A 17,094-nucleotide genomic window follows, 5' to 3' on the forward strand; every position below is an offset into this window, starting at 1 on the left:
TTTATGTGTTCAGACATACACACATTATTATCAAAAAATATTATTCTTTTCCTTCCAGATCTCTTCTGAGACTCTGTGTAAGAAGCATCTTATCTACTTCTTTCATATCATGCTTTTTCGCAACAGGTCCTTTTTTGGGAGGACGCTTATTCCCCGGATTCGCTTTACTTACACGAACACTCTTCTTTTTCGCAGGCTGAGCTTTTTTTTCAGAAGTTCCTTTTGCCATTCTTCTGACTTCCTCTGTATCAATAATCTCTGTTTCCTGCCGTTCATTGATTCTCTTTACTGTCTTTTCCGGCGTTGTGACAGATACCTTAGGAATTGCCTTAACATAATAAAAGTATTCATCATCCTCGAACTGAAGGTTCTCACTTCTCGCATAATCCACAGAGAAGAAGAAAAATTCAAGAACAAGTCCTGCCAGAACAGCCAGCACGCTTCCGAGGATCAGAGAAGGATAAGATACTTTAAGCCCAAGAGCCACACTTCCCACAGCGATCACAATCACATTTGCAACTGCCCCCGCGATAATCGCAATTTTCCATGCATGATCTACCGCCATTCTGTGCAGTGCATATACCAGAAAGAAGCACACCGTAAATGCAAATATCATCACCCACATATCCTTATTCAAGAACACCTGCTTTACATATGTCGATGTCTGGGAAAGTAACGCCTTACTTCCACTTCCTTCGGTAGATCCGGCTATTGCTTTTACATATTCCATCATATAATACACAATTGTACCACAGAATGCTGCGATCAGGCTGATCGGAGTCGCAACCAGTCCTGCTGCGATCGGAATCACACAGGGAATCTTAAGCGCACACGCCAGCGGAGTCAGTAATACAAGCAGTGCCATCTTAGGAGTCAGGCGCAGATAAAAAATATACATTACCAGAAAAAGCACAGCTGTTACTGCCAGAATCCCCAAAGAAACAGAATACATATGAACCAATATCAAAACCGTAGCCATGACAACCGTCATAATCAGCGGCAGGCAGGTACATACAATTGCCAGTGCCAGTGATACAACCGGAGTTGCCGCAGCCTTCATATATCCGACATTATGACTGATGACCGTAAATGTCACCAGCGCCAGAACAAATTGCAGCAATTTATTGACTATCATTGACTTTTCCGCATAAAATTCCTGCAGCTTTCCACGAATCACATACATCGTATTCATTTATTCATTCTCCTTTTCATACATCTTAAGTAATTTAATCAGATTATGATTATATTTCTTCACTCTCTGTCTTGCTTGTTTGTGCTTCCGGTTAAAAATAAAACTGGATAATCCTGCATAAATACACATAACAACCACATATCCAATAAATACAACCAACAGTAAAAAGAGAATCAGTCCATTTGACATCTTTGCCATCAGAGAATCAAACATCGCAAGCACCACAAGTGCCACAACACATGCATATCCGATCGTCACACTGATCAGTGAGCATATCACATGGAGGCTTGCATAATCTTTGCGGTAGTACGCGCTGATTTTAAAATCTTCCTGCCCTTTCGTCTGTTCATAGAGTGCGAGTCGGGTCATAAGCTTTACTCTTTCTTCATCTAACATATATTCACCTCAAGGTCTTAAAACTCACATATAAACACTATTTTCAGTATAACAAATATCAGTATCCTTGTCCAATACTTATAGTTAAAAAATAGACTTTTTCAACTCCGCCTTCTTTCAGGACTTTCGCTGCCGCATCGATCGTGTTTCCCGTCGTATAAATATCATCTACCAGGACAACATTTTTCACTCCGCTCAGTTCTTTCTGCAGAAAAAAAGCCTTCTTCAGATTGTTTTTTCTCTCAGCATGCCCCAGCTTTTTCTGTGGATCTGTATTCAGTTTTCTGATCAGGCTTATCGAATCAACATTCAGACTGAGTCTTTTGCCCAATTCTCTTGCCAGAATTTCCGCCTGATTAAAGCCTCGTTTTCTTTTTCTTTTGGGATGCAATGGAATCGGAATGAGCAGATCCGGATCCCAGCTCAGAATCGTTTTTCCATGAATTTTAACAATTTCTTCTGCATAACGGATTCCATATCTTCTCTGATTGTGATACTTGAATTGATAGATAGACGTATTGACCGGTGGTCTGTGTATCCACAGACTGATTCCCTTCTCATAATAGTGATGTGTATGCATACAGTCATGGCAGTATTCCTGCTCCATATGTCGCAACGGTTTACCACATTGCATACACCTTGGCTCACGAACTCTTAATTTCTCGATCATTCTGCGGCAGGAAGCACAGATCCCTGTTCTGCATACTTTCTGACAGAACGGACATACTTCCGGCCACAGTAATGCTGCTGTTTTTATAAAAAATGTTTTCATCCAATTTCCCGGATTCGCTCGGCAAGACTTGTATTGCGATTCTGCTCGTTGGTGTTGTGAATCATATCCTGAAACACGGTATCACTTCCCACCAGTGTCACACATTTTCTTGCCCTCGTCACAGCCGTATACAGCAGATTCCTGTGATACAGCTGTCTGGGTCCCTGCAGAAGCGGAATCACAACCGCAGGATACTCACTCCCCTGAGATTTGTGTATGGTAACAGCGTAGGCAAGTTCCAGCTCATCCAGAAGCTGATACGGATACTTTACCTTCTTTTTCTCATCATATTCCACTGTTACCGTTTCCTCATATGTATTGATCTCGCAAACAATTCCCATGTCGCCGTTAAAAACTCCCAGTCCTTTGTCTATGGTCATTCCATATCTGGTTGAGATTTCCCATTCCAGCTGATAATTGTTCTTGATCTGCATGACCTTATCTCCCTCCCGGAAGATCCGGTCCGAATATTCTTTTTCTTTTTTGCCTGCTTCCGGCGGATTCAGATACTCCTGAAGGATACGATTCAGCCGTTCCACTCCAAGAACGCCCTTTCTCATTGGTGTCAGTACCTGGATATCGTAAGGCCTCGCATCCACATATTTTGGAAGTTTCTTCTGGATCAGTGTGATCACATTGCTGATGATCATGTTTGGATCCTGTCTTTTCAAAAAGAAAAAGTCTCTGCTCTTATTATCCAGGACTACTTCTTCTCCCCGGTTTATTTTATGTGCATTTACAACAATGTCACTTTCTCCGGCCTGCCGGAAGATCTTTGTCAGCATCACGACCGGGAAACATCCTGAGTCGATGATATCTTTTAATACACTTCCCGGTCCTACACTCGGAAGCTGATTGCGGTCTCCCACCAGAATCAGCCTTGTCCCCGGCATGATTGCTCCCAGCAGTGCATACATTAACGGAAGATCGACCATTGACATCTCGTCTATGATAACGACATCCGCTTCCAGCGGATTCTCGGCATTCCTCTGAAATCCTCCGATATTCTCGTCTTCCGGATTACCGCTGACCTCCAGAAGACGGTGTATCGTCTGCGCCTCATAACCGGTTGCCTCTGTCATACGCTTTGCTGCCCTCCCGGTAGGCGCCGCAAGATAGATATCCATGCCCTCGCTTTCAAAGAAATGAATCATCGCATTGATCGTCGTTGTCTTTCCCGTTCCCGGTCCTCCCGTCAATACCATAATTCCCCTGCGTGCCGCCTCCACGACTGCCTTCCTCTGGATCTCATCCAGATGCAGTCCCGTATTGTCTTCGATTGCCTGAATCCTTCGATTCATATGATCCTCTGCCACATCACAGGAAATATTCAGGTCATGAAGCATTCTGGCTACATTCAGCTCCATGTAATAATAGCGGGATGCGTATATCCTGTTGCCATCTTCCGCCTGTTTCATAACAATCTTTTTTTCCATCGCAAGATCCATCAGATACTTTTCCATATCGGGGATCTCAACTCCAAGCAATTCTCCCGCGCGATAAAGAAGTACGTTCTGACGAAGATAGATATGCCCTTCATTCACACTCTGCATAAGTGTATAGAAAATACCGCTGCGAATGCGATAATCAGAATCCGTATGAATTCCAACTTTTGACGCAATCTCATCAGCGGTCTTAAATCCAACTCCTGATACATGATCAGCCAGCTGATATGGATTCTCTTCTATCACACGATAAACATTTCGCCCATAGTGCTGGTATATTTTTGCAGCCAGAGTCGTCGATATTCCATATTTCTGCAGATATATCATTGCCTGGCGCATATCCTTTTTTTCTTCTGCCTGAGCGGCAATCTCCCGGGCCTTGCGCTCACTGATGCCCTTGATCTCTGCCAGTCTTTCCGGCTCTTCCTCTATGATCCGGAAAGTATCCTCTTTAAACTTCCTGACGATCCTTCCCGCAAGTGCAGTTCCGACTCCTTTGATTGCACCGGATCCCAGATACCTTTCAATGGAAACCAGATCCTCCGGCTCACACACTTCTGAAGATTCCACCGCAAACTGCAAGCCATACATCTTATGTGTCGTATACTCACCGTCAAGTTTCAGAAGTTCTCCTTCTTCAATATAGTGGAAATTCCCGACACAGGTCATCTCTCCATCATTATTTTCCAGATGAAAAACTGTATATCCGTTATCCTCATTCCGATATACAATGTGCTCTACATATCCTTTTATACTGTCCATTAAAAATCTTTACGCCCACCCATAAATTCTACATACTCTCCGGTACCAATCGCAACCACCTTCATCGGATCGTCTGCCGTCATGGTATTGATACCGGTCTTCTCTTCAATCAGTTCTTCCATTCCGCGAAGCATGGAACCGCCTCCGGTCAGTACGATCCCGCGATCCAGAATATCGGCAGAAAGCTCCGGCGGTGTACGTTCCAGCACACTGATTACTGCTTCCACGATCTGACCGGTCGTCTCACGCAGTGCCTCTTCTGTCTCGGAAGACGTAACAGTCACGGTCTTCGGAAGACCTGTGACCAGATTCCGTCCACGGACCTCCATCGCTTCTTCCTCAATCAGCGGATACGTCGTACCAATCTTAATCTTGATATCTTCCGCTGTTCTTTCTCCGATCAGAAGATTATGTTTCTTTCGCATATATCGCACGATCGCTTCATCAAAATCATCTCCTGCCAGCTTAAGAGAAGTATTGACAACTGTACCTCCAAGAGAGATCACCGCAATATCAGAGGTACCTCCTCCGATATCGACGATCATATTGCCACACGGTCTTGATATATCGATTCCTGCACCGATCGCCGCTGCAACCGGTTCCTCGATCAGATTCACTTCTCTGGCACCTGCAGCGTAAGTCGCTTCCTCCACTGCCTTACGTTCCACTTCTGTTACTCCGCTCGGAACACAGATGCTGATCCTTGGTTTTTTGAATGTACGTTTTCCCAACACTTTCTGAACAAAATACTTTATCATCTTCTCTGTAACTGTATAGTCCGAAATTACACCCTGTCTTAAAGGTCTGACTGCCACGATATTTCCCGGCGTTCTTCCAAGCATAAGTCTTGCTTCCTCACCAATTGCTTTGATCGCATTGGTATCTCTGTCGTACGCCACCACTGATGGTTCTTTTAATATTACGCCTTTGCCCTTCACATATACCAGAACACTGGCTGTTCCCAAATCAATTCCAATATCAACTGACATGCTTATTCTCCCTTCATTTTGCTATCTATATCCTATCTTTCGTATTGTTAATCACAATGCATCTTCCTGAATGCACGTTCCATTATAATCAAATTCCTTTAAAATAAAAAGCCCTATTTTGCTTAAATCTTTATGAAGCTTTCTAAAAGAAATATTACAATATGACGAAATCTTTGCATCCCTGTAACAAAATGACGATCGCAGAATTCTGACTTCTATTCCTGCTTTTGAAGCATGGAAGCAATGTATTTTCCGGTATAGGAAACCGGACTCTGAGCTACTTCTTCCGGCGTTCCCTGGGCAATGACAGTGCCGCCCTTATCTCCACCTTCCGGACCGATATCAATAATATAATCTGCCGTTTTGATCACGTCCAGATTGTGTTCGATCACAATGACTGTATTGCCGTCTTCTGACAGGCGATGGAGAATCTCCGTCAGCTTATGCACATCGGCAAAATGAAGTCCGGTCGTCGGTTCATCCAGAATATAGATCGTCTTTCCCGTACTCCTTTTACTCAGTTCCGCTGCCAGCTTGATTCGCTGCGCCTCCCCTCCGGACAATGTGGTAGATGGCTGTCCCAGCCGGATATATGACAATCCCACATCATATAACGTCTCCATCTTTCTTCGGATACTCGGCACATGTTCAAAGAAATGCAATGCCTCTTCCACCGTCATATTCAGTACATCATAGATGCTCTTTCCTTTATATTTTACTTCCAGCGTCTCTCTGTTATAACGCTTTCCTTTACATACCTCGCATGGCACATACACATCCGGGAGAAAATGCATCTCGATCTTCAGGATTCCATCTCCGCTGCAGGCTTCACATCGTCCGCCTTTTACATTAAAACTGAACCTTCCTTTTTTGTAGCCACGTGCCTTTGCATCCGGCGTTGCCGCAAACAAGTCACGAATCAGATCAAAGACTCCGGTATAAGTCGCAGGATTGGATCTCGGCGTTCTTCCGATCGGAGACTGGTCGATATTGATTACCTTATCCAGCTGATCAATTCCACGTATCTCTTTGTGTTTTCCCGGAATACACCTCGCACGGTTCAGATCTCTGGCCAGTCTTTTATACAACACCTCATTGACCAGGGAGCTCTTTCCGGAACCGGATACTCCTGTCACGCAGGTCATAACTCCAAGCGGAAACTTCACATCTATGTTTTTCAGATTATTTTCCCTTGCTCCGATCACTTTCAGCCATCCGGTCGGCTTTTTGCGCTCATCCGGAACCGGAATTCGGATTCTTCCGCTCAGATATGCTCCGGTTATGGAATTTTCATTCGCCATAATATCTTCTGCCGTACCCGTCGCAATCACTTCTCCGCCATGTTCACCCGCTCCCGGTCCGATATCCACAATATAATCAGCAGCCAGCATGGTGTCCTCATCATGTTCCACAACAATGACTGAATTACCGAGGTCCCTCAGGTGTTTTAAAGTACCCAGAAGCTTATCATTATCTCTCTGATGAAGACCGATACTCGGCTCATCCAGAATATATGCAACCCCTACCAGTCCGGAACCGATCTGTGTCGCAAGACGAATTCTCTGTGCCTCTCCACCTGACAGGCTCCCCGTCGCACGTCCGAGTGTCAGATAATTCAGACCCACATCCATCAGAAACTGGATTCGGGAATTGATTTCCTTCAGAATCTGTCCGCCTATCATCATCTGATGTTTATTCAGCTTTAATTTATCCAGGAATCTCTGCAGACGTTCGATCGACATGTCTGTCAGCTCTGCGATATTTTTTCCGCCAACGGTAACCGCAAGCGCTGCCGGTTTCAATCGCTGCCCTCCACATGCATGACATGGTGTGATCTGCATAAACTCTTCATATTCGGCTTTGACCACCTCGGAAGAAGTTTCTCTGTAACGGCGTTCCACATTTCTGATCAGGCCCTCAAACGCGACATCATACACACCTTCACCGCGCTGCCCCTTATAATGCACCTTTACTTCTTTTCCGTTCGTGCCATGCATCAGGACATCATGAATCTTCTTCGGATATTTTCCAAACGGTGTATCCAGAGAGAACTGATACTCTTGACTGAGAGCGTCCAGAATCGCATATGTGAAGCTCTTCTTATCCGTACAGGACTGCCATCCCATGACCGCGATTGCCCCTTCACTGATGCTTAAGCTTTTATCCGGTATCATCAGGTCTTCGTCAAATTCCATCTTATATCCAAGACCAAAGCATTCCGGACAGGCACCAAAGGGATTGTTGAACGAAAAGCTCCTCGGTTCGATCTCTTCAATACTGATGCCACAATCCGGACAGGAAAAGCTCTGACTGAAATGAATGGATTCTCCACCGATCACATCGACGATCATCAGTCCCTCTGCAAGAGCCAGTACATTTTCAATAGAATCTGTCAGCCGCTGCTCAATCCCTTCCTTTACCACAAGACGGTCTACAATAATCTCGATGTTATGCTTGATATTTTTATCCAGACTGATCTCTTCTGACAATTCATACAGATTTCCATCGATACGTACGCGGACATACCCACTTTTTTTCGCTCCCTCCAAAAGCTTCGCATGCGTTCCTTTTCTTCCCCGTACAACCGGAGCCAGAAGCTGGATCTTTGTCCTCTCCGGAAGCTCCATGATCTGATCCACCATCTGATCAACTGTCTGTTTTTTGATCTCTTTTCCACATTTCGGACAATGCGGAATACCGACTCTGGCAAACAACAGTCGGAAATAATCATAGATTTCCGTCACGGTTCCGACGGTAGATCTCGGATTCCGGTTTGTGGATTTCTGATCAATGGAAATTGCCGGAGATAATCCTTCGATACTTTCCACATCCGGTTTTTCCATCTGTCCAAGAAACTGCCGTGCATAAGAAGACAGTGATTCCATATATCTTCTCTGCCCCTCCGCATAGATGGTATCAAATGCAAGAGATGACTTTCCGGAACCACTGAGTCCGGTGAGTACCACCAGCGAATCTCTTGGGATGTCCAGATCTATATTCTTCAGATTATGCTCATTGGCACCTCTGATCTTAATAAACTGTTTACTGTTTTTCTGTTCTTCCATATGTCTGTATGTTCCTCTCATTTTAATCTTTTCAACTCGATCAGCTTGTCTCTTAACTCTGCAGCAGCCTCGAAATTCAACTCCGCAGCAGCCTTCTTCATCTGTTTTTCCAGTTCTCTGATCAGTTTCTCCAGTTCTTTTTCGCTCATGGATTCCGGATCCTTTTCCAGGCGCATCTCTTCTGCCGCCACTTTTTTAGATACAGCAATCAGATCACGTACACCCTTCTGAATCGTCTGCGGTGTAATTCCATGTTTTTCATTATACGCCATCTGCACTTTTCTTCGCCGTTCGGTCTCATCAATTGCAATCCGCATGGAGTCAGTAATCTTATCTGCATACATGATCACATGACCTTCCGAATTACGCGCAGCACGTCCGATCGTCTGGATCAGTGACGTTTCTGAACGTAAGAAACCTTCCTTATCCGCATCCAGGATCGCAACCAGCGTAATCTCCGGAATATCAAGCCCCTCCCTCAGCAGATTGATTCCAACCAGAACATCGAATACATCCAGACGCATATCCCGTACAATCTCGGTCCGTTCCAGAGTATCAATATCCGAATGCAGATACCGCACACGAATTCCAAGTTCCCTCATGTAATCAGTCAGATCCTCTGCCATACGCTTGGTAAGGGTCGTGATCAGTATCTTATTCTTCTTCGCAATCTCTTTATTCACCTCGCCCACCAGATCATCAATCTGACCTTCTACCGGACGCACTTCCACCTCCGGATCCAGAAGACCCGTAGGACGAATCACCTGTTCTGCACGAAGCAGCTCATGCTGCTCTTCATATGGTCCCGGAGTCGCAGATACAAACATCACCTGATCGATCTTACTCTCAAATTCCTCAAAACTGAGCGGACGGTTATCAAGCGCCGACGGCAGGCGGAATCCATACTCCACCAACGTCTTCTTCCTGGATTGATCCCCGTGATACATTCCGCCAATCTGTGGCACCGTCTTATGTGACTCATCAATCATCATAATAAAATCATCCGGGAAATAATCAATCAGTGTGTGCGGCGGCTGTCCCTGTGCGAGACCGGTAAGGTGTCTGGAATAATTCTCAATTCCGGAACAGAATCCCGTTTCCCGGAGCATCTCAATGTCAAAATTTGTTCGCTCCGAGATTCTCTGTGCTTCCAGAAGTTTTCCTTCATTTTTAAAAAAACGGATCTGCTCTTCCAGTTCAACTTCGATTTCACGGATTGCACGCTCCATATTCTCTTTCGACACTACATAATGAGATGCCGGGAATATTGCAATATGACTCAGTTCATTCTTTACTTCTCCCGTCAGTACATCCACTTCTGTTATTCTGTCTACTTCATCGCCGAAAAATTCCACCCGGATCGCATATTCTTCAGAACCTGCCGGAAAGATCTCCAGCACATCTCCATGTACCCGAAATGTACCACGTTTAAAATCCATCTCATTACGGTCATACTGAATGTCAATGAGCTTACGGATCACATCGTCTCTGTCTTTCTCCATCCCGGGGCGCAGAGAGATGACCATCTCCTGATAATCAATCGGCGAACCCAGACCATAGATGCAGGACACACTGGCAACAATGATCACATCCCGCCGCTCAGATAATGCAGCCGTAGCAGAATGGCGCAGCTTGTCAATCTCATCATTGATGGATGAATCCTTGGCGATGTAGGTGTCAGAAGAAGGGACATAAGCCTCCGGCTGGTAGTAATCATAATAGGACACAAAATACTCCACTGCGTTCTCAGGGAACATTTCCTTGAATTCTCCATAAAGCTGAGCAGCTAATGTTTTATTATGGGCAATGACCAGCGTCGGCTTCTGCAGCTGCTGAATCACATTTGCCATGGTAAATGTCTTACCGGAACCCGTAACCCCTAGTAAAGTCTGGCATTGATTGCCTTCTTTAAATCCTTTGACCAGTTCCGCAATTGCCTGTGGCTGATCTCCTGTGGGCTGATATGGGGCATGTAATCTAAACTCTGGCATGGTAAAAACCTCCTTTTCACGAAGTCACTTCGACTACTATAAGCCATCAAATTCGTGTAATTCTGAAAAAAATTCGTGTAATTTTCATTTTTTTCGTTGGTCTATAGGCGAACTTTTTCAATTACACGAATGGAAGTCACAAATTCACTTTTTCAAAACGCCGCAACACCAGAAAATACAAGGCATCACGGTATGTAACGAAGGTCACAGATTTCCGCGACCGTTCTTTGTACAGTATAGCATCAGAATAAAAAAAAGTACAGAGCAAAATGAACATTTGTTCTGTATCCTTTCTCTTTTTATTTTATTATGCCATATCTTCTCCAGACGATCCTCAATAATTTCAAATCTTATTGAATAATCCAATTATAGTCTTTGCGTCAATCCAGAATGTAATCTACATACACTGTATCATCTTTTATCTGGTAAAGGACAAGATACCATTTTTCCACAAACATTTTATGATATCTGTTGGGTGGTATATACTTTTGTATCAGCCCTGCTATCATATTATCATATCACAATCTTCTTACTCTCCCCCTGCTGTTCCAAATTCCCATAATCTCGCTGACAGACGTAACGGTAACGAACGCATTCGGATCTACTTCCCGGATATAACTCAAGAGTTTCCCATATTCATTCTTTGCCAGAATTGTGACAATCTCAGGTCTTTCTTTTCGCTCATATCCCCCGGCTGCTTTATATAATGTCAGTCCCCGGTTGATATCCTGCATGATAAACCGTTCAATCTCTTCATGATAATCCGAGAGAATACATACTCTCTTTTTTCTTGAGAAACCACTGATAAACTCGTCCACAACCACTCCATTCAAATAGGTGCCCAGGATACCAACGATCAAGGTCCTGGTATCATATACCAGAATCGAACTGACAACTGTTAGCAATCCAAAAAAAGTAACACCCTTTCCCAGATCAACATGGAAATACTTATTCATAATCTTTGCAGGAATATCCAGCCCACCAGAAGAAGCATTCGCATTAAACAGTATGGTCTGTCCCACGCTGACAATCAGAATACAGCAGAGCAGATCCAGCCATGTATCTTGTGTCAGAGATGTCAGATTCGGGAATATTCCTTCCAGAATGTAGATGAACACCGGACTGATAACAGCTGCATACACCGTCTTCGCTCCAAAATCTTTTCCAATAAATATAAATCCCAATATCAGAAAAAAGATATTCAAAATCAGATTCATGACCGACATACGGATAGGAATAAAATGTATCAAAACCAAAGCAAGTCCTGACACGCTCCCCATAACCAGATTTCCCGGAACCATAAACATACTCACTGCGACTGCCACCAAAAATGACCCTACTGTGATAATCCCGTATTCCTTTACAACCTCTTTTTTACTATTTGTATCCCCCATTACATTCCATCCCTTTCCTTCAGTATCAACCCTTTTTTCTTGTATTTCTGTTAAGCCCCTTATCAAATCATTTAAAAATGCCTAATATCCGCAATGCACACTCTACCACATTCTCCGTAAAGAACTCCTTAATTTGCCATGATAACAGTCTTACCCGCCCCCGTAACTCATAAGAATATCTGGCATTGATTGCCTTCTTTGAACCTGTCACTAACTTCTCAATCTATGCTCTGTATTTTCTGTTGCCATTATATCAGAAGATAAAATAAAAGTACAGAACATCCGAATGTTTGTTCTGTACTTTTATCATACTCAAAACCGCTCCGGTTCATTTTCATACAACTCTTCTGCGAGATACTTTACATTTATATTTTCCCCCGGAATCCTTTTCCAATTATTTCACTGCTGTTTGTAATCATCATGAACGACTGGTCATCAATCCTTCTCACAAAATCCCTGAGCTTAATAGCCTGATTTCGATTTACTACAGTCAAGATTACCGTCTTATCTTTGTGACTGTAAGATCCTTCTGCATGATACACTGTCGCACTGTGATTCAGCTTCTCGTGAATATAGTCACAGATTGGCTCCGGGTTTGTAGATATTATTGTAAAATATTTGCACAGGTTCATACTTTCTATTACCGTATCTATAAAGCATGTCTTTGCCAGAAAACCAGCAAGTGAAAAAAGACCTATTGAAACTCCATAGATAAAGAAGGAAGCAATTACAACACAGCAATCAGTAATCATAAGCGCTTTCCCAATAGACACATTCGTATATTTTTTCAGAACTAATGCTATAATATCTGTACCTCCGCTTGACGCATTCAGATTAAAAACCAGGGCAGAGCACACAGTTGCGAGTATAAAGGAAAACAGCAGCTCCAGCACAGGCTGGTTCGTTAAGGGTTCTTTGACAGGAAATATGTACTGAACCATCTCGATTCCAAAACTATAAAGTAATATGACATATACAGACTTTATTCCAAATCCTTTTCCCAATACAAGGAACCCCATAATCAACAATATAATATTCATCACAAAGGAATACGTACTCGCTGTACCACCAAACAGACCACTAAATAGTACCGCAATACCTGTCACACCTCCAAAACTAAAATAATTTGGAAACTTAAAAAAATAATCGGAAATAACATATCCGATTGCTGCTAATGTTAAAAGTCCATATTCCTTTATTATTCCGCCTTTATCTTGTCCTTTCATAACATTTTTATCCTCCTGTCTGTTTCTCACATCCATTATAAATCATTGCCTGTATTCTAAAGAATGACTCCTCAGGCAATACTACCTTGCCTGAGGAGCTTTCAATTAGGGGTATGGAAACTCAAAAAAAAGTAATTTCTCTTTATCTCATATCTTTTAAAAATGCCTTGTATCCACGATATACTTCATATATATCAGATTTACTTGTTACCTCATTCGGTGCGTGCATGGATAACACTGCCACACCACTGTCAATAACATTCATGCCATAATTCGCCATTATATAAGCTATTGTTCCACCGCCGCCAAGGTCTACTCTTCCCATCTCGGCAGTTTGAAATCCGATTCCGTTATTATCAAACACATTACGTACTTTTGCGATATACTCAGCATTCGCATCACTTGTATTGACCTTTCCTCTGCTGCCTGTATATTTATTAAGCACAAGTCCTCTTCCAAAATATGCTGTATTTTTCTTTTCAAATGCTGAAGCATATAATGGATCATATGCCGCACTTACATCTGAAGATAACATATAGGAATTACGTAATGTACGTCTGACTTTCAATGTGTCTCCGTCTTCTGTAAGAGCCATGATTTCGGCAACAACATCTTCAAAAAATCTGGAATGCATACCTGTTGCACCTACACTGCCGATTTCTTCTTTGTCAACAAGAATACAACACGCGGTGCGCTCTAAATCCTGAGCCTCAAGCATTGCAAAAAGTGACGTAAATGCACAGACTCTGTCATCCTGACCATATCCCATGATCATACTTCTATCCAGTCCGCACTCTCTTGATTTTCCAGCAGGAACAACTTCAAGTTCTGCTGACAGAAAATCTTCTTCATCCATATCATAATTTTCTTTCAGGAAATGAAGAATGGAATTTTTTACCAGTTCTTTTTCTTCTTCACCGGCACAAAGTGGCTTTGTCCCAGCAAGAACATCCAGCCCTTCTCCCTCAATTACAACGCTTGCTTTTTTCTCAATCTGTTCCTGTGAAAGATGTATCAGTAAATCTGAAATCACAAGTACCGGATCATCATCCTTTTCACCAATTACAATCTGTTTTGCTGTTCCATCCTTTTTCACAACAGTTCCGTGAATTGCTAGAGGGATTGTTACCCACTGATATTTTTTTATTCCTCCATAATAATGAGTATCCAGATACGCCATATCACTATCTTCATACAGAGGATTCTGCTTAATATCCATCCTTGGGGAATCTACATGTGCCCCAAGAATATTCATTCCTCTCTCCAGTGACTCCGTACCAATCTGAAATAATGCCAATGCCTTTCCCATACACTCCGCATAAACTTTATCGCCTGCTGAAAGCTTTTTCCCCTCTTTCATGCATGTATCCAGATTCATATATCCTTTTTCCACCGCCATCTGAATTGCCAGGTTTACACATTCACGCTCAGTTTTTGCCGCATCAAGGCATTCTCTGTATCTGACACATAGAGATTCAAGCTCGGAATTCTGCTCCGTGGTATACTGCTTCCACATATTTTTCCTCTCCATTGCATTTCACTCCTCTTTTGTTATTCATTTTCTATTACAATTTTATCTCTCGTTGTTCTTAATATCCAACAAGAAAGGCGAATATCTCATAAGGAAAACTTATACGCCTCTTCATGGTCAAATCGGATTCCTATTCCGCTCCTATCCCAAAATACTTTTCTTCTGATTCCATTCTCCAATCACTTCATTTACCGTACTCACAGTTACAAACGCAGCCGGATCTGTCTGTTGGAGAAATGCCAGCAATCTGCTGTACTCATTCTTCTCAAGAATCGTTACAATCTCCATATGCTTTGCGTTTTCAAAGCCACCATATGCATGATAAATGGTTACTCCTCGTTTCATCTGTTCCACAATATATTTCTGTATCTCCTGATACTTTCCGGAAAGTATACAAACCCTTTTTCGCACACGGAATCCATCACAAAACCGATCCACAACAATTCCGTAAATATATGTGCCTATCAGACTGATCACAAGTGTCTGCCTGTCATACACAAAAATAGATGTACAGGAAATAACAAATCTGGCTATCGTCAGACTCTGTCCCATCTTAAACCCCAGATATTTATTCAGAAGTTTTGCAATAATATCAATTCCACCGGAGGAAGCATTCATATTAAATTCTAAGATACATCGGCAGCATAAGAGAAGTAAGCACTGTTTTTATCCCGAATTCCTTTCCGATAAACACATATCCAATTATGAGAAGCACAACATTTATTACAAATGTCAGGGTAGATATTTTAAATGGGATAAAGTGTGCCAGAACCATTACCAGCCCTGACAGACTCCCCAACACAAGATTATTGGGCATCATTTCGTAATATACAGCTGCTGACATTAAAAACATACCAAACAGCATCAATACAAATTCTTTAAAGGTTATCCCTGTTTTCATAATTACGCTCCTTGTACTTAACCAACATTTTCAAAAAATATTACCCCCAGAAAACCGAGGGTAATATTTTTAAAAAGGAATTATTTATGGCAACGAAATGAATCGTTAAACCCTTATACGCGTATAGAAGCATTGAAAAACGCTTCTACCGCCTTCATCATATAACAGCAGTCTTTTACTCCTGCAGTCTCATATGCAGAATGCATTGCAAGCTGAGGCAAGCCTATGTCGATTGCGTTCATTGACACCTGTGACATTGCAATATTCCCCAGTGTACTTCCACCTTCCATGTCAGAACGATTTGCAAAAAACTGAAGTGGTACGCCTGCTTTCCTGCAAATATCACGGAATACGGCAATACTGACACCGTCACTCGTATACTTCTGTCCTGCATGAGACTTCACTACAATTCCTTCATTCATATATACACAGTTATTCTTATCCGTCTTATCCGGATGATTCGGATGTACTGCATGCGCATTGTCACAGCTCAACATAAAACTGGATGCGACTGCTCTGTAATAATCTTCTTCCTCTTTTCCAAGCGCCAGATTCACACGATAGAGTACATCATATAAAAATGTAGATCCTGCACCCTGTTTCGTTCCTGAACCCACTTCTTCATTGTCAAAACAGGAAAATACATTTACCGTATTCTTATCCCTACCCTTCAGAAAACCTTTCAATGAAGTATAAGCACACTCAAGGTCATCCAGCTGCGGACAGGAAATATATTCTTCATTCGCGCCCCATTTTGTTGGCATCATACGGTTGTAAAGATATAAATCAGTTCCACAAATTTCCGATTCTTCCACCTCAAGTTCCTCTGCAATCATCTTTTTCAGATTGCCTGGCTTACACGCACTTCCCCCGAACAATGGCAGCATATCAATCTGCTTATTGTAAGCATATCCATCATTGACTTCCCGATTCATATGAATCGCCATACTTGGGATCAATACCAGATCTTTATCGATATTCACCAGCTTTGTTACATATTTTTCGTTGCTCTTAACAACTGCTCTTCCGGCAATCGAAAGTGGCCTGTCAAACCAAGTCGCACATAACATCCCGCCATAGCCTTCCGTATTTAACTGTGTGTATTTCTCCCTGATTTCAACTTCGGCATTTTCTTTTAATTTAAATGTTGGCGAATCACTATGTGAAGCTACTACCTTATAACTGTAACTCTTTAATTCATCTCCTATACAAAATGCAATCATACTGGAACCATTCCGGGTTACATAGTATTTACCTCCCGGACGGATCTCCCATTTTTCACTCTCCTGCAGTTCCTGGTAACCTTCCTCTATAGTGGCTCAGTTGTCAAGACAAAAATCTAAGATTTTTATAATGAACTGATATGCTTGATAAGTTACAAGGAGCCGGGGGAGAATAGTTGGACACTCCCCTGATCCATATATGCTAAG

At 42.6% G+C, this 17,094-nt stretch carries 13 protein-coding genes; all 13 read right to left on the reverse strand.

The genetic code is table 11. From position 1 onward, the window contains the following. Positions 1 to 40: 40 nt before the first annotated feature. Positions 41 to 1,192, reverse strand: a complete 1,152-nt coding sequence (locus tag ABE547_RS07360; protein WP_347378162.1) for a hypothetical protein — start codon at positions 1,190 to 1,192, stop codon at positions 41 to 43. Then, positions 1,193 to 1,588, reverse strand: coding sequence for a hypothetical protein (locus tag ABE547_RS07365; RefSeq protein WP_347378163.1), 396 nt, complete (start codon positions 1,586 to 1,588; stop codon positions 1,193 to 1,195). It abuts the gene before it with no gap. A 58-nt stretch (positions 1,589 to 1,646) separates the two neighbouring features. Further along, the gene (locus ABE547_RS07370; protein ID WP_347378164.1) at positions 1,647 to 2,360 is read right to left on the reverse strand and encodes a ComF family protein; all 714 of its coding nucleotides are present in this window, start codon (positions 2,358 to 2,360) and stop codon (positions 1,647 to 1,649) included. Next, on the reverse strand, positions 2,357 to 4,567 hold the full coding sequence (locus tag ABE547_RS07375; RefSeq protein ID WP_347378165.1) for an ATP-dependent RecD-like DNA helicase: 2,211 nt from the start codon (positions 4,565 to 4,567) through the stop codon (positions 2,357 to 2,359). The genes ABE547_RS07370 and ABE547_RS07375 overlap by 4 nt, the downstream gene beginning before the upstream one ends. Beyond that, positions 4,567 to 5,556 carry a rod shape-determining protein gene (locus tag ABE547_RS07380; RefSeq protein WP_235247916.1) on the reverse strand — a complete coding sequence of 330 codons (990 nt, stop codon included), beginning with the start codon at positions 5,554 to 5,556 and terminating at the stop codon, positions 4,567 to 4,569. Before ABE547_RS07380 ends, ABE547_RS07375 begins: the two co-directional genes overlap by 1 nt. Positions 5,557 to 5,771: 215 nt before the next feature. Continuing rightward, complete coding sequence (gene uvrA, locus ABE547_RS07385) at positions 5,772 to 8,621, reverse strand: excinuclease ABC subunit UvrA (protein ID WP_347378166.1); 2,850 nt, start codon at positions 8,619 to 8,621, stop codon at positions 5,772 to 5,774. Between the two features lie 17 nt (positions 8,622 to 8,638). Next, a complete protein-coding gene (uvrB, locus tag ABE547_RS07390) occupies positions 8,639 to 10,612 on the reverse strand; it encodes an excinuclease ABC subunit UvrB (RefSeq protein ID WP_347378167.1) in 1,974 nt (657 codons plus the stop codon). 518 nt (positions 10,613 to 11,130) lie between these two features. Further along, positions 11,131 to 12,006, reverse strand: coding sequence for a YitT family protein (locus ABE547_RS07395; RefSeq protein ID WP_347378168.1), 876 nt, complete (start codon positions 12,004 to 12,006; stop codon positions 11,131 to 11,133). Between the two features lie 365 nt (positions 12,007 to 12,371). Continuing rightward, on the reverse strand, positions 12,372 to 13,232 hold the full coding sequence (locus ABE547_RS07400; protein WP_347378169.1) for a YitT family protein: 861 nt from the start codon (positions 13,230 to 13,232) through the stop codon (positions 12,372 to 12,374). A 142-nt stretch (positions 13,233 to 13,374) separates the two neighbouring features. After that, positions 13,375 to 14,763 (reverse strand): aminopeptidase, encoded by a 1,389-nt coding sequence (locus tag ABE547_RS07405; RefSeq protein ID WP_347378170.1) that lies wholly within the window; start codon positions 14,761 to 14,763, stop codon positions 13,375 to 13,377. Positions 14,764 to 14,904: 141 nt separating this feature from the next. Continuing rightward, positions 14,905 to 15,381, reverse strand: coding sequence for a YitT family protein (locus ABE547_RS07410; RefSeq protein WP_347378171.1), 477 nt, complete (start codon positions 15,379 to 15,381; stop codon positions 14,905 to 14,907). 1 nt (position 15,382) lies between these two features. Continuing rightward, complete coding sequence (locus ABE547_RS07415; protein ID WP_347378172.1) at positions 15,383 to 15,664, reverse strand: YitT family protein; 282 nt, start codon at positions 15,662 to 15,664, stop codon at positions 15,383 to 15,385. A 113-nt stretch (positions 15,665 to 15,777) separates the two neighbouring features. Then, entirely contained in the window at positions 15,778 to 16,977 is a 1,200-nt protein-coding gene (locus tag ABE547_RS07420) for a M18 family aminopeptidase (RefSeq protein WP_347378175.1), read from the reverse strand. Positions 16,978 to 17,094 lie beyond the last annotated feature (117 nt).

The sequence above is a fragment of the Dorea sp. YH-dor226 genome (assembly GCF_039832105.1).
Taxonomy (GTDB): Bacteria; Bacillota; Clostridia; order Lachnospirales; family Lachnospiraceae; genus Dorea_A.

Bases quoted from the DNA above. Each gene is read 5' to 3' on its own strand.
- ABE547_RS07395 (WP_347378168.1), bottom strand. From the start codon at position 12,006: ATGGGGGATACAAATAGTAAAAAAGAGGTTGTAAAGGAATACGGGATT.
- ABE547_RS07365 (WP_347378163.1), bottom strand. From the start codon at position 1,588: ATGTTAGATGAAGAAAGAGTAAAGCTTATGACCCGACTCGCACTCTAT.
- ABE547_RS07370 (WP_347378164.1), bottom strand. From the start codon at position 2,360: ATGAAAACATTTTTTATAAAAACAGCAGCATTACTGTGGCCGGAAGTA.
- ABE547_RS07360 (WP_347378162.1), bottom strand. From the start codon at position 1,192: ATGAATACGATGTATGTGATTCGTGGAAAGCTGCAGGAATTTTATGCG.
- ABE547_RS07410 (WP_347378171.1), bottom strand. From the start codon at position 15,381: ATGAATGCTTCCTCCGGTGGAATTGATATTATTGCAAAACTTCTGAAT.
- ABE547_RS07375 (WP_347378165.1), bottom strand. From the start codon at position 4,567: ATGGACAGTATAAAAGGATATGTAGAGCACATTGTATATCGGAATGAG.
- ABE547_RS07405 (WP_347378170.1), bottom strand. From the start codon at position 14,763: ATGGAGAGGAAAAATATGTGGAAGCAGTATACCACGGAGCAGAATTCC.
- ABE547_RS07380 (WP_235247916.1), bottom strand. From the start codon at position 5,556: ATGTCAGTTGATATTGGAATTGATTTGGGAACAGCCAGTGTTCTGGTA.
- ABE547_RS07415 (WP_347378172.1), bottom strand. From the start codon at position 15,664: ATGAAAACAGGGATAACCTTTAAAGAATTTGTATTGATGCTGTTTGGT.
- uvrA (WP_347378166.1), bottom strand. From the start codon at position 8,621: ATGGAAGAACAGAAAAACAGTAAACAGTTTATTAAGATCAGAGGTGCC.
- uvrB (WP_347378167.1), bottom strand. From the start codon at position 10,612: ATGCCAGAGTTTAGATTACATGCCCCATATCAGCCCACAGGAGATCAG.
- ABE547_RS07400 (WP_347378169.1), bottom strand. From the start codon at position 13,232: ATGAAAGGACAAGATAAAGGCGGAATAATAAAGGAATATGGACTTTTA.